This window comes from Chitinophaga sp. 10T418 (assembly GCF_056394125.1).
The window spans coordinates 62,062-75,686 of sequence record NZ_JBFTHG010000018.1; the positions used below are offsets into that span (position 1 = coordinate 62,062).

At 41.9% G+C, this 13,625-nt stretch carries 11 protein-coding genes; 4 read left to right on the forward strand and 7 right to left on the reverse strand.

The features are described from left to right. Positions 1-169: 169 nt before the first annotated feature. Positions 170-1,285: a peptide-N-glycosidase F-related protein gene (locus AC1DCV_RS33035; RefSeq protein ID WP_477027168.1), complete on the reverse strand. Its 1,116-nt coding sequence runs from the start codon at positions 1,283-1,285 to the stop codon at positions 170-172. Positions 1,286-1,957: 672 nt separating this feature from the next. On the opposite strand from AC1DCV_RS33035, the gene AC1DCV_RS33040 reads away from it, so the two are divergent. Further along, a complete protein-coding gene (locus AC1DCV_RS33040; RefSeq protein ID WP_477027169.1) occupies positions 1,958-2,209 on the forward strand; it encodes an HTH domain-containing protein in 252 nt (83 codons plus the stop codon). A gap of 122 nt (positions 2,210-2,331) precedes the next feature. Next, complete coding sequence (locus AC1DCV_RS33045; protein WP_477027170.1) at positions 2,332-2,601, forward strand: hypothetical protein; 270 nt, start codon at positions 2,332-2,334, stop codon at positions 2,599-2,601. Positions 2,602-2,997: 396 nt separating this feature from the next. Here the strand turns inward: AC1DCV_RS33045 and AC1DCV_RS33050 are convergent, their stop codons facing one another. Continuing rightward, complete coding sequence (locus tag AC1DCV_RS33050; protein WP_477027171.1) at positions 2,998-3,741, reverse strand: hypothetical protein; 744 nt, start codon at positions 3,739-3,741, stop codon at positions 2,998-3,000. A 547-nt stretch (positions 3,742-4,288) separates the two neighbouring features. Between AC1DCV_RS33050 and AC1DCV_RS33055 the strand changes: the two genes are divergently transcribed. Beyond that, positions 4,289-5,761, forward strand: coding sequence for a hypothetical protein (locus tag AC1DCV_RS33055; RefSeq protein WP_477027172.1), 1,473 nt, complete (start codon positions 4,289-4,291; stop codon positions 5,759-5,761). A gap of 72 nt (positions 5,762-5,833) precedes the next feature. Here the strand turns inward: AC1DCV_RS33055 and AC1DCV_RS33060 are convergent, their stop codons facing one another. The 5 genes from AC1DCV_RS33060 to AC1DCV_RS33080 form a co-directional block, all read right to left on the reverse strand. Further along, positions 5,834-6,340 (reverse strand): cupin domain-containing protein, encoded by a 507-nt coding sequence (locus AC1DCV_RS33060; RefSeq protein ID WP_477027173.1) that lies wholly within the window; start codon positions 6,338-6,340, stop codon positions 5,834-5,836. 78 nt (positions 6,341-6,418) lie between these two features. After that, positions 6,419-6,988, reverse strand: a complete 570-nt coding sequence (locus tag AC1DCV_RS33065) for a Crp/Fnr family transcriptional regulator (protein WP_477027174.1) — start codon at positions 6,986-6,988, stop codon at positions 6,419-6,421. Positions 6,989-7,045: 57 nt separating this feature from the next. Continuing rightward, positions 7,046-8,260, reverse strand: a complete 1,215-nt coding sequence (locus AC1DCV_RS33070; RefSeq protein WP_477027175.1) for a winged helix-turn-helix domain-containing protein — start codon at positions 8,258-8,260, stop codon at positions 7,046-7,048. Between the two features lie 133 nt (positions 8,261-8,393). Beyond that, entirely contained in the window at positions 8,394-9,101 is a 708-nt protein-coding gene (locus tag AC1DCV_RS33075) for a LytR/AlgR family response regulator transcription factor (protein ID WP_477027176.1), read from the reverse strand. Next, positions 9,098-10,774: a histidine kinase gene (locus AC1DCV_RS33080; protein ID WP_477027177.1), complete on the reverse strand. Its 1,677-nt coding sequence runs from the start codon at positions 10,772-10,774 to the stop codon at positions 9,098-9,100. Before AC1DCV_RS33080 ends, AC1DCV_RS33075 begins: the two co-directional genes overlap by 4 nt. 124 nt (positions 10,775-10,898) lie before the next feature. Between AC1DCV_RS33080 and AC1DCV_RS33085 the strand changes: the two genes are divergently transcribed. Beyond that, positions 10,899-13,283: a TonB-dependent receptor gene (locus AC1DCV_RS33085; protein ID WP_477027178.1), complete on the forward strand. Its 2,385-nt coding sequence runs from the start codon at positions 10,899-10,901 to the stop codon at positions 13,281-13,283. Positions 13,284-13,625: the final 342 nt, after the last annotated feature.

A 13,625-nucleotide genomic window follows, 5' to 3' on the forward strand; every position in this document is an offset into this window, starting at 1 on the left:
GAGTTCTGAAGAAAGATGTAAGGATAAAAAAGAGTTTTCAGGAACATAATTTTCATCACAGGAAGGAGCAAAAGTAACGTCATTAAAACTTTGTAGAAGTGAGACTTCTTTAAGCCAAAGAAGTCTCACGGCAATTAAATGAAAGCATTTATTCTATCCTTCTATCTCCTCAGAACTTCTCTCCGGCAATGTAAACGGATAATTTAAAGTAGTTATTACCATCAGCTTTGGCATTCACAATATCCACCTTAACGGTGTGACTACTACCAGCCGTGATATTACCTGTGATATTGATGGTATGAGGCGCTACTATTTCTGAAGGGCACCAGTTGCGGGGAGAAGAAGATATATCAAAGCTTCTCATCGTATTGGGGCCACAGGCGGCTTTGGAAGAGAAGGTACCTATCTGGCTGTTGTCCCAGCTTACATTGTGGGTGCGGTAAGTATATTCTTCGCCACCAGAGCCGGCTCCCCATGCCTGTGACATCACTACTATCTTTGCATTCCTGAGGTTGCAGGGAACTGTGATGGTTTGGGTGAGGGTTCGGCTATTGGCGCCGGTAGCATCGGTTATTCTGCCAAACTGTACGGCCTGGATATAAGTAGGATTTGTATTAACGGTGCCATTATCGGCCGTGATTTTGAAATCGGCAGAGAAGGAGCGTGGCTCATTTTTTCCTATCCAATCAGATTGATCGAGATGGGTGCCCCAGGCGCTTACGCCTACCCAGCAGGAGTCCTCACTGGTGAGCAGCGATGCAACGTCTTTCAGGTTAAAGGTATATGGTACTGATTTAATAGATTGATACCAATAGAAGAATGGTGTAACATAGAGGTAGCCTGTTTTGGGCGCATAGCTATCGATTTTTGATTTGGCGGCAGCATCAAAAGTTACCTGGTTATTTAATAGTGCCTTTACCACGGAATCTTTGATGAAGAAGATCTGCCCATCGCGGTCATATCCGTCTCCCTGTTGATATATCCTTAGTTCTCCTTTGAAGGTGGCAGTGGGGTCGGCTTTTCCTTTCAGCGATATTTTTTTGATGGCTACCGTGTTGTTCAGATAAATAACGCCACCGGCGTCTGTGTAAGCATTGGCGGCGTATCCATTGTAGAAATTAAGCCCGGAAAATACCTGCTCTTCATACGTGCCGGTTAGTTTGGCAGTGGCTTCGGGGGTGGATTTGCTGTTGTTGGGTTGCTGCAGTTCGTCCTTGAGATTGTTTTTACAGGCGGTAAATAAGACGGCTGTTGCCAGTAATGAGAGAATACCTTGAGTTTTCATGTTTACTTATTTTGGTTTAGAAAATACTACGGGTCAATCGGATAACTGGTGTGGTACCAGTGGGTAACATTTATTCAAAATTGCAGGTAACAAAATCAGGGTGCTCTTACCTGTTGGGTTCAGATTTTAGTACTCAGGTTTAAGTTAGACTAGAAAATTTTAACCAGCAAGAAGCGTGAAAATTGTAATGGTAATGGAGAAGAAAGTATCTGTTATTCAAACGTTTGAAATTTCGAAGAGGGTAGTTGTTTTTATGGGAATAGGCTACAGTAGCGCTTTGTGTGTGGGTGTTGTACTGACAGGTGATGGAGTCCTCACTATAAAAGATAGAAAGGAAAGTGAGCGTTGAGGCCAGCAATATAAATATTAAATTATGTTGCCCGTCAAGATGAGAAATTCAATCTCGCCGCTGCCCTATTTGCTGAGATTGTGTGGACAGCCTGGGATAACTTGAATTTATGTGATGCTTCCCTGGAAGCAAATGGCAAAAGGAGGGATAAAATTGCATCACTATTTTCCCGAAAAATGGTAGTTAAAAAGTAAGTGAAGACTTAATTTCGGGCATTGATGGTTCTACTGGATGTTTTTGAATGAAATAGATTGTATGAGTGCCCCAAACTGTCATATTTAGTTGACTCAATTTTTTACCTGCAAAAAACTATCTATCCCCCTATGTCTGAGCTATTTTTTGAGAGAATCAGAGTATTTGACAATTTCATATATAGAAGATCAACTGGTACGCCTTCTGAACTGGCAAAAAAAATGCGCATATCTGTAAGATGTGTTCATAAGTATATCCATCTAATGAAGAAAAGTGGTGCACCAATTACGTATTCCCGTAGCAGGAAAACCTATTTATATCATAATGTAGGTAGATTTTACTGCGAATTTTTGCATCCCACCAATGATGAGAAGAACAATTAAATAACTTTTTCAAAGCATCCCCAGTCCTGAATTCCACCGGTTCCATATGCTCCATTAGTTCCCTGTTTTGTATAAATCAAGGTACCAATAGTGGATGACGACCAGGTTTAATACCCGCTGAATTGGATAAGATCATTGTTCAATTGAAACCCTGGCAGATAAAAGATGATGCGGAAGAAGGCGGTGGATGCCCGGTGGAAAAAGGAAAAACACATGATGATATCTTTGATGCAGGGGGAGTCACCATACATTTAATCACCAGGAATAACATAAAGAAGATATACTTCTATGCCCCGGAATTCTACCTGAAAGAATGCCCGCGAAAAGGAAGAAGAGATGTCCTTGAGTTGCAGAGACTCTTTTTATCGCATTTTACGCCTGTTGCCTTGTAGCTTCTATGTCTGCTATTATCAATTACCTCAAGAAAATCTTTCAGCTAAAAATATACACTCGATACCGAAAATGTGAAGATCATATGTAATAGCCAGTGCTTGATTTGAAAGTACAGGGATTTTTTGATTGCCTTTTCATTATGTAGACTCCGTCTATGCTATGCTTTGCACCCGCTACGTACCTATAGTAACCCTGCAGTAGAGGTGGACTTGATGCGGGGGTGAGTTCCGGATGTATAACCGGGATGAAATTGAATCAGCAAATGGATGGAGGACAGAACCGGCCATAGCAGTGCTGCTTCAGAAGTATGCTGTAGCTGTGGAAAGAGATGTACTATTGAAAGGAAGCAGGTATAAGGGGTTTATTCATCAAAATATCTCCGGGGCATGATCGCTTTATTCCAGTTGAATGAGAGCTGGATATGCGCGTGTATAGGCAAGGTTGGGAAGCAATATCGTGCGCTTTGGGTGCCTGCGTTTATGAGCGTATTTGAATGCTTGTGGCGCTGCCACTGCAATAATATCAGCGGCCATGTATTGTCTGTTGCCGGATGGGCCGTCTTTGTACATGGCTCTTACCTGGAAAACGACTACCAGTGAGCCCTGCCCGGGTACATCGAGCGAAACATTTGTTTCCTGGAAAGTGGTATCCGTATCTATCATGAGCGTCACCGTTTCGCTACCCGCTACCTGACGTGATGTAAAATCGATACGCGTGGCGATCACTTTTACTTCCAGCGCAGCAATACCTTTAGGTCCAACGATGGTTTGTGCGGGGATATTTAATACTCCGTTACTTAAAAGCCGGGGAGTCACCGCAAAGAAACGATCTACTCCGGTATGCTGATTGAAGCGGAAGCCTGTGATGGTCTCGTGATGATCGCCGGCAGCAATGAGTAGTTTGTTGAGCCGATTGATGTGGGCACCATCACAGGGGATATCCAGGTTACCGTAGAAAGCATGACGGATAAAAGCGCCTTTCCTGCTGGCGATGCCAAAGCGCCGGGATGCGCGGCGGGTAGCAGCCGTTTGCTGCACGCTTTGAGGCATGGAGCGCAGAAAGTAGTTGCCATTGCGCTTATACCCAATGAGATTGCCGAGTTTTCCCGTAAAGGAAATAATAGACATTTGTTTTGCCATGGTAGATGATTTTGATCACTATAAATATAACATAATCCGGGGAACCAGTTTTCGGTATAGATGGAAGATTCACTAAAGGGAGTGTATTGGGTATTAAACTACCGAACCATTGATGTATGTAAAAAATATTTTTTACAATGAAAAAGTTTCAATATTTTAGTTTTAACGTTTGGAAAGATACACCCATATAGACAAAAGATAATTAAAACTGAATAGTATCTCCTGACATATAGGCACCATGATAGAAAGCTTGTATCAGTTTTAATATTACATATCCTAAGAATTATTTAAAACCCTCAAATAACGCTTTACTCCCATGGCATTGCTTCTTCAATAGCATGCATTAGTAACATTTGGTATTCCCCTGGTTGCCATATTTATTCAAAACATAGCATGTAGGAAGTTAACCTTGCTACCTGATAGCGATTGTCAATTATGATGTATAGGAAATTTTTTCTGTGCAATCAGGTTCTTTGTGTGACGAAATAATCATGCTTCACTATTTACAATACCCTCATATAACTATCCAAAATCAATTTTAGATCTTATGAAAAAACTATTTTTAATCATCGCCATTATTGTAATGGGAACGATCATTTTCATACGTTGGAATAATTCTCCATCAATAGGAAGTGCAGCCTATAATATAGTATTTAGTCCGTTTCCGCCTGCGGATATAGATAGTAATGCAACGCCTGAACAACTGGCAGCCTTTGCCTGGAATGAATTCCTGGCGTTGAATTGGAAGTCCTCCTATAGTGAGAACAAGATGCGGGACAACCCGGATATCAGGTGGTCGTATAACCTTCCTTATCCAGGCCTGACTGTATGGGAAACATATGCTCACAAAACGGAACTAAGACCATACAGTGACAAGATGCTTCCCTTCGACAATGCCCCGCATTACAGTTACGGTATTATGCCACTACCATACCAGTCGGCATCAGAAAATTTCAGCTTCACGCTCTTTAATAACCTCGATGAAAACAATGAGATCGGCTCCTGTAATGTGTATGGAAATTTAGGTGAACGGCCTACGAACCTGGTACTTTACCAGGCCAAAGTAAACAGGGCCGAATATGAATATATTCTAAAAAAATACCCCACCAAAGACAGTCTGCTAAGGGCCACAGACAGTACCAAGTGGATTATTAAAAACCCTACGGAATATTATAAAACGGGAGCACCGTGTAACTGTGCGTCTGACAGAATGATAGTCAGCTTACCCTGCGGAGCCGTAAAAGGACCGGATGGGAATCCCGTAACCGGTACCATCGAAATAAAAACCGCATGGATGTTATATAACTATGGCATTGATACCACCCGCTATATTACCCGTAAAGCGATTTCTTATTACAGGTTCGGCAACCAGGTATACTATACTAACCGGTTGTTCGTCCTGGTGGGAATGCATATCATTCATAAAACCCAGAATTACCCTGCTTTCATTTTTGCAACTTTTGAGCATGAAGATTTACAGGATTATCAAAAGACCAATATCCACCATACTTACGTGGAACTTAATGACAGCGGATACGAAATCCCCAACAAAGCTCATCTCGATTACCCCCGTCTACGACCGATTTCAGATATCGCAGAAAAGGCAAGCGATTATGCGCATACCCTGATTTCAGCTAAAAATTCCAAATCTCCTCTAACTCATTACCGCTTAATAGGTGTTCAGGCAAATCCTGAGAGAGACGGGAATGCGATAAGCCAATACCTGGCAAACTATATTGTTGAATCTGATTCCACCCTGGGGCGTTTCAGGGGTAGTGATATAGGACATCCTCACGATAATGGCGCAAATACATTATACCACGGGAAGTTGCTTGTCGTAACCGGATGCCAGGGCTGTCACGGGGCGGCACAGCTAAAGCTGGGAACAGACCTCTCTTTTTTACTTGATAACGTAGGAAAGCCGACGCTGGCTCCGGATGGTATTTTCCCCAAAAGACTTGCTTATATAAGAGCGTTTAAAGCGGCAGCGGAGTATACTAATACGGCGCCGAAAAAGTAGGCAGTCTGTGGAGAAGAAGCGAAAAACCTGCAACAGTGCAGGCTTTTCGCTTTATACATTTTATAGTATGTATCACTTCACGGGTAACATATTGTTGACATCCACCGGGAAGCTGTCGTACTTGTTATACAGTTTGAGATATTTGGCCGGGTCAATAGGTTGTTCGCTGAGTATATCCACCAGCCCGCGGAAGAAGCCTTCCCTTTTCTCCGCCGGATTGAAAATGAGTGTAAGCACTACGGGTTCATCTGTATCATTGGCAAAACCGTGTGGCGTGAAACGTGGCACATACACAACTGATCCGGGTTGCAGGTGATGTGTATCTTCCCCGGCATATACAGTGAGAACGCCTTTGTTTACCATAAAGGTTTCATCCATAAAACGGTGGTAATGCAACCTGGCGCCGATGGTATGTGGTGGCAGTGTGATCTCATATACGCCCAGGTGGCTGTTGGACATTTCGCTGGTTACTTTAAAAACGAAGGAAGCACCTCCCATTTCCAGTCGTTCTCCTTCGCCGGGGTGATGTATGGTGGCCTTGTTGGTGAGTTGGTCTTCCAGGTAGTCTATCTTCTTCATAAATTTCATTTTTATGAGGACAAAATTCAGACATGCCAACCTGAAAAACATTTACAAATGTTGATACTTCAAAAAAAACTATAGCTCGGCACGTATGCGGCTCAATTGTGTAGGTGTAATACCAAGATAGGAAGCAATCTCGTGTTGTTTCAGGCGGTGTTCCAACGCCGGGAACTGTTCCAGGAAGGCTGTATAGCGGCTTTTGGCAGTGTCATAGCGCAGTGATATTTCCAGTGGTTCTTTTTCCACCACCCAATGTATTTCCAGGTAGCGGATATACAATGCAGCCATATCAGGGCAAAGCATGGTCAGCTTTTTAAATTCATCGAAATGATATTCGAACACAGTGGTGTTTTCCAGTGCACGGATTGTAAACTGACTGGGACTTTGGGTTAGCATGGCACTCATTGAGCCTACCAGGAATGTTTCCGGAAAGAAACGTTTGATCACCACATCTCCATTCGGCGCTGTATAGTATTGCGAGAACAGTCCCTTCACCACATAGGCCACCAGCCGCGGCACCTGGCCTTCCATCACCAACGTTTCATGACGTTTGTAGGTACGACTTGTAATGATATTCCCCCATGCCTGTCGGCTTTCATCCGACAGCGGATGATACATGGTCACTTTTTCCCAAAAGGTGTTCATGAGCGTAAATTTAGAAACAAAAAGCTACAAATTTGAGTTATAGGCAACTCAATATTTCTATATTGGCTTAACTGTTTCACTGAGGCGGTCCCTGATAGCTTTAAGCAGCTGTTTATTATTCGATTTTTTAATGGTAACCTCCCTGCATTGGTTGAAACCTGCGAATGTTTTAATCGCATCAACGATTTTGTTGATCGTGTCAGGGGATGGTTTCAACGATTCAAAATGTAGGTTATGGATTGTTAGTATGCGATGCTTCCTGTCGGCTTTTGAATCCATCCTGGCGACAAAGGTGTCGCCCACTAATACCGGCAAAGAGAAGTATCCGTATTTCCGCTTTGCCTGGGGAACAAAGCACTCTATCTGGTAATCGAAGTCAAAGAAGTCCTTTAAACGATGCCTGAGCACATTTAATATGTCGAAGGGAGAGAGAATGAATGCATTATCGCCCAGTTTTATTTTTTTGTTTTTATACTCAGGTAACATATACAGGGGAGCGGTGTTCAGTCCTTCGATGCTTACCTGGCAAACTTCGCCTTCGGCTACCATCTTTTCCAGCTCTGTTTTTACCAGGTTGTCCTTTGCGTAATGTGCTCGCCAGGCGATGTCTTTTGCGTAGGCAATGCCGAGGGATTGCAAAGAACGCCGGATAACATGCCGTGCAAATTCTTCTGAGGTTGGCATGGTCGTATCAACATCAGCCGGAATCAGGTTGATGGGCAGGTCATATACTTTCTGGAAATTTTTCTGACGGGTACACATCAGGCTTCCATCGAGGAACAGTCTTTCGAGTGCAACCTTTGCCGGCCGCCAATCCCACCAACCGGAGCTTGCCACCGGGCGGTCGTTCTCAAAATCCTTTACCATGAGAGGGCCTTCGCGGGCAATTCTATCGAGCACCTTCTTCATAAGACTGATCTCAGGTGGTGTCAGGGGCTTTCTACGGGATAAAAAACCTTCCTTAACAGGCAATGAAAAACGGAATTCGTGCATGGGAATGTACCCTGTACCGTAAGTGAAAAATTCAAAGATGTGTCCATCTGCCAGCAGCTCATCAATCCATTCCGGTTTATAGTCAGGTACGCGGGAGGCAATAGCATGGTGATGCGCCCGCTCAACAACATAGTTTGTATCTATCTGAATAAAACCAAGGTGGTCGATGAGTTTATAGACTGCCTCGATCCCTTTCCCGAACTGCCCGGGTTGAGCCAGCCCGGCCGCATGAAGGATTATTTTTTTTGCCTGTGAACTGGTAAGGATGTGTTGCTTCATAATGAAAGCAAAATAAGAAAAAATTTTCTGCCATCTTTGTTCGGTTTTTGTAACATAAGATTCATAGGAGGATATCTTTCTAAGACATCCTCTTTTTATGATGTATGGTTATTGGGCTATCTTGCTAATGCTATCACTCTTCGTTGAAGCGCTTCATTTTCAGTTGTTGATAGCGCGTTCTGCCAACAGGCAATACTTCTCCATTTTTCAATACCAGTTCATATTTACCACCTGCACCTACTATTAGTTGGTGTACCTGGGTAATGGCTACAATATAGGATTTATGAATACGCTCAAACATAGGTGGAAGGAGCTGCTCCAGTTTTTCTAAAGATTTGTCATGTAATACAGTACCCGTATCTTGTAAATGAATCTCCGTATAAATACCCGCACCTTTGATATAACAAATATCCTGTACATCGATAAGAGATATGGCTCCAGCTTTTTTTATTGCCAGATATTGCATGCCATTTTTTGCCTCCGTGTTTGCAGCACTGATGCGTGCAAATGCCTGCGATAGCCTGTTTTCATCGAATGGCTTTGGTACAAAGTCGAGTACGCCATAAGCAAATGCATGGATGGCCTTTTCTGTATAGGCTGATATAATGATTGTATGAAATGATTTGGCTACTACGGTTGTCAATATTGTAAATCCGTCTTCACCATTTAAATTCAGATCCAGTAATAATACATCAATGGGGTGTTGTTCCAGGTACAACAAGCCCTCCTCTATAGATTCACATTTGTCAATGGATACCAATAGTTGCCCAAAGATTTCGCGACTCATTCGTTCTATTCTTTTCGCTATTCTTGCTTCATCTTCTATGATCAATATTCTCATGCGGTATAAAATATTTTAATGATAGTTTCCCAACCATCGGGCTTTTCAACAGACAGGAATTCCCAGTTGTCGCCATAGCTTTCCGTTAGCCGCGCTTTTATATATTGGAAGCCTGTACCTGTTTTTTTCTTATGTGTAGGTGTTCGGTTTTTAGCGATCGTAGTTAACGTATATTGTTTATACTGCGCATTGCGTTCAAATGATAACCGGAAATATACGGTATCATGGCTGAGTGGAGCACTATGGGTAATGCCATTTTCAATAGCTGTATGGATAATGGCAGGCGGAACGGTATCTGCGGGGTCTATATGCTCGTCTATCCAGGTATATTTAATTTCTTTCCGGAATTGCATGATAGTAAGGTGTGTTTTGCACAGTGCTATTTCTTTTTCTACAGGGATCAGCGTTTCCTCTGAAATCTGGTTAAGTAGATCAAATTCATCGGAAAGCGCCTGTATAAATACGATGCCTTGCTGAGGAGACTCTTCTATCCAATCTATCAAAGAGGTAAGTGTATTTTTGATGAAATGCGGTTGAATGTTTTTCTTGATAAGCTCCATCTTCAGCCGTGCAGAAAGTAGTAATGACGACCGGTAATCGTTTTCTGCTTCTTTTGCTTTTACAGTAAGCAAATACAGCATGCACAATACGATAATACAAAAGCTGCAATATAAGCTGATGTCAAAATAAAAGAAATAGCTGATAATGGCGCTTACTACCAAACCCGCTAACACAACAATCCCTGATTTTTGCTTTTGATAGACGGCTACTCCGGCAATATATGTTGCTGCAAGCCACATTGCTTCACTGAAGCGAAGTGCGGTGATATCATAGTGCTGGAAATTGTAAATGTAAATAGCTACTAATACAATCAATAACAGGCCAAGTAGCCGGATTTTTCTCTTATAGTTAAACTGGATGGAGAAATAGTAGGGAATTAATAAAGCGATGATAAACGTAAGTATACCGATTATTTCCAACCGAACGTAAAAATGTGAATAAGGTATATCAATATAGAATTTTATATATTCTGCCATTTGTAGACAAAAAAACAATAGGCAAGTAAGACTAAAAACCAGTATTGAGGTATCTTTTCGCCTGCTATTGACAAACATAAAGCAATAATATACGGCTGCCAGTAAAAACATGCCTGCTGCAATATTCATGATGGAGGTACCTGTAATAGGCTGCTTCAGCAGCTGTGCATATGGTGCAATGGTAATATCTACACGTCTTTTGTCATCACTCATGTAGGCTTGTGATTTTCGAACGGCCAATACATGTTTACCCCTACCTGCCAGATGGGTAGGTATCAGGTAATGGCTGGTTGCAGTACCAGGTATTTCCCGTACAGCCGGTGTTTGTACCTGTCCGTTGCTGCCTATTTTTTCGCCATCCCAATAAACGTCGAAAGCGCCGAAGGTATTTATTCTTAGTCCCAATGCCCCCGCTGTAGCGGGAGGTTGTAGTATTTCTATTGTTATTCGCTGCCAGTATATTTTATCATCTGTATCACCCTGCGCTGTGTTCCAGGTGGTATCTGCGTGGTTTTTTGACGCCCAGGCTGTGTCATCCCCGGTTTTAAAGAGGGGGGCGCCAATATTTACAGGTATGCCTGTTTGACAGGATGCAAGTGAAAAAAGAAAGATAACGGCAAGGAGTATACGGTACATGCCATAAAGATAGTAGTAATAATGATTGGGAAAGTGTAATACAAAAGCTTATTGTGCAGTTCACAAGTTTATGAACTGAATAATTATAATTGCGGGGTAATCTTGTGGCAGAAATTTATGACGCATGAAAACATTACTATTTTCCCTGTTACTATTAGTTGGCTGCTGCATACAACCACAGTTCGGTTTTTCACAAGTTCACCAGGGTGTTATTTTTGGTAAAATATATGATCAACGTACTAAAAAGCCACTGCCATATGTTACGGTAAGTATAAAAGACAGTACTGCAAAATTGTTAGGCGGTAGTATGAGTGATGAACAAGGGTTATTCAACCTGCAAGGCATTGCTGCAGGCAATTATGCTGTAGCATTTTCTTACCTGGGGTATCAATTACTTGAAAAAACAAGCACGGTATCAGCCCAACATTTGAAAGTGGATATGGACGTTGTCTATATGCAGGAAGATGCCCGGCTGTTGAAAGAGGCGGTAGTGGCAGGTGAAAAGCCAGGCATAAGTTTGAAGTTGGATAAGAAGGTTTTTGAAGTAGGGAAGGACATTCTCTCACAAAGTGGCGCTATTACTGATATTTTGAATAATGTACCCGCAGTAGCGGTTAGTCCAACGGGTACTATCAGCCTGAGAGGTAATAGCAATGTATCTGTGCTCATTAATGGCCGTAGATCCGGGCTCACACAAAGTAATGCCTTAGAGCAGATTCCGGCAKACCAGGTAGAACGTATTGAGATTATCACCAATCCTTCTGCACAATACGATGCTGCCGGATCTGCTGGCATCATTAATATCATTTTAAAGAAGAATAAAAAACTGGGGTTTACCGGCCAGGTGCGTTTGGCAGCAGGGTATCCTAATGATGCGCGCATTAATCCAAGCCTGAATTATAAATCAGAAAAGATCAATTTGTTTTCAACTTTTGGATTCAGGAATTCTGATTATGTAGGTAATTATTCCTCCACACAAACAGGTTCAAATGCGCAATTGCAGCAAGTGAAAACAGAAGACAGGCATGATGATGGTAAGATGCTTTATCTTGGTGCAGATTATTTTGTGAATGACCGTAATACCATTACCCTGGCCTTTTTGAAGAATGCAACGAAGGACCATGATAAAACATCTGCAGATATTGGCGTACTCACAGACCACAGGGTAGATAGCAGTTTGGTAAGAAGAGGGGAGTCCTGGGAGCACCGCGATTATAATCAACTGGAATTTAATTATACAAAAACCTTTAAGCATCCCCGCCGCAAGCTTAGTGTGGAAATGCAATACGATTTCTGGAATAGTGATAAAACCTGGCAATTACTCACCAGTAATAACGCACCTACCTACACAATACTGCCCCAAATTAAAACAAATGCTATTGGTAAGAGTAAAGACTTTTTGATACAGTCGGATTTTACCCAACCCTTAGGAGCGGTATCTTCGATAGATGTTGGCATTAAGGCAGAAAGCAGGCGGGTGAGCAGCAAATTTATAGCCGAGCAGGAGAATGAATTGAAACGGGAAATCATAGATAATATAGACAACGATTTACAATACAGTGAGCTGATCAGCAGCGCGTATGCCCAGTTTAACAGTAAAGTGAACCGCTTTTCGTATTTATTGGGTTTGAGGGCAGAGCTCACGAGGATTGAGATCGCTGATCAGAAAAATGTATATAGTCAACAAAAGAATTATAACCGACTGTTTCCGACAGTGCATCTGGGCTATCAGTTTAAGGAAAGCACAAGTATGCAATTGAGCTATAGCAAACGAGTGAATCGCCCTTCTTTATGGTTATTATATCCATTTAATGAGCTGACAGATTTTAATGCACAATCAATTGGTAACCCGGCATTAAATCCTTCTTATTCGCATGTTTTTGAATGGGGCTTCCTGCGGCAATGGAAAAACCTGACATTCAATCCATCCTTATATTTTCACTATACAAATGATCCTTTGCAAGATTATACCTATAGAAATGACAAGGAGGTAATTATCACATTACCTATTAATATACAAAATGAGCAACGCAGGGGTTTTGAATTATCTATTTTATACCAGCCTATAAAGCCACTACAGCTCAGTGGAGAATTTAATATTTACTCTTTTACTCAACACGGCAGATATGAATTGCAGGACTATGATTTCTCCGGGCAGGCACTCACCGCCCGTGTGAGTGGACAAGTAAAGCTGCCTAAGCAGCTAGGATTGCAGATGCGCTATAATTTTACAGGTACACAGCGGAATGCACAAACACTTACAAAAGCTACACACTCGTTAGATGTGGGTATCAGTAAAAACTATTGGAAGAACAAGATTACGGTGGTGATAGATGGTACTAATATATTGAACTCCCGCCAATACAGAACCTTTACAAAGGGGAGCAATTATACTTTTAATCAGATAAGTAATCCTAATGCGGCGCGGTATCGGATGAGTATTGTGTATAAGTTTAATAATAAAGAAGGGCAACAGGTTCGGCAAGCCAAAACGGGCAATAGGAGCTAAGCTCATTATAGTTATAGACCAGGCGATTTAATCTTTGTAAAATCATAGCAGTAAATGAAGTAGAGGTATAACAACTGATAACAATTATAATCTTCAATTTATTTGCCAGTAAAAGGCCATCCGTAAAGGATGGCCTTTATAATTGCAGGCAATAGTTAAACGAAGTGCATTGGTTGTTGTACCAATCTGTTGCCCCCGTATCACTGTCTGCAATAGAAAAAAACCTGAAAGATGAAGAAAGGCATATGGTTGTAGTCGGATATTATTATGACTGCGCCTTCATTTCAACTTAATCTACAGATCTTTAAATAGTATTAGCCCTATAGAATTACAATTGTCTTA